We start from the raw sequence: 489 nt of genomic DNA, 5'->3' as shown, positions 1-489 counted from the left end.
CGTTGGGTGACGGGTTTGTCTGGGACAATCTGCTAACTGACGAGCGACTCGACGAGAATGGTGAGTTCCGCCGACTGCTCCAAGAGGCACCCAATATCCTACAGAACAGTGCGTGTCTCGGGTGGATTGCTGAAGAAGACGAACTCGTCGACGATGTCGATGAGTTTGGTGACCGCATACAAACTGTTCTCGAGGAGATTTGCGAGATGACGCGGGACATGACTCACGGCGAGTACCGCGAGTACAACTCTCGAACGGCGTTTCGGACGAAGATTCTCACTGAGTCACTCGGCGTGATCGGCGTAATGACCCGGTTACTGGACTTCGCCGGCGTGGACATCCTCCGAATCGGTCAGATGCCCCGATTCAAGAACGATTTTGCCGATGAGAAGCTCTCAGCTATCGCGAAGTTCGTTGGAATCAACTCGGCGATTGCATCGAAATACGGGATGGCGTCGGTGTTTCGGCAACTGTTTGAGGACCGTGAGG

General features: G+C 54.6%; 1 pseudogene. It reads left to right on the top strand.

Annotation, left to right across the window (positions count from 1 at the left end):
- Positions 1-489, top strand: a pseudogene (locus DVK06_RS17360) (ArsR family transcriptional regulator); the annotation flags it as partial.

It is taken from the genome of Halorubrum sp. Atlit-28R, assembly GCF_003665955.1.
Lineage (GTDB): Archaea > Halobacteriota > Halobacteria > Halobacteriales > Haloferacaceae > Halorubrum > Halorubrum tropicale.
Note: the sequence above shows the minus strand (reverse complement) of the source record. Positions and strands in the feature narration are given on the sequence as shown.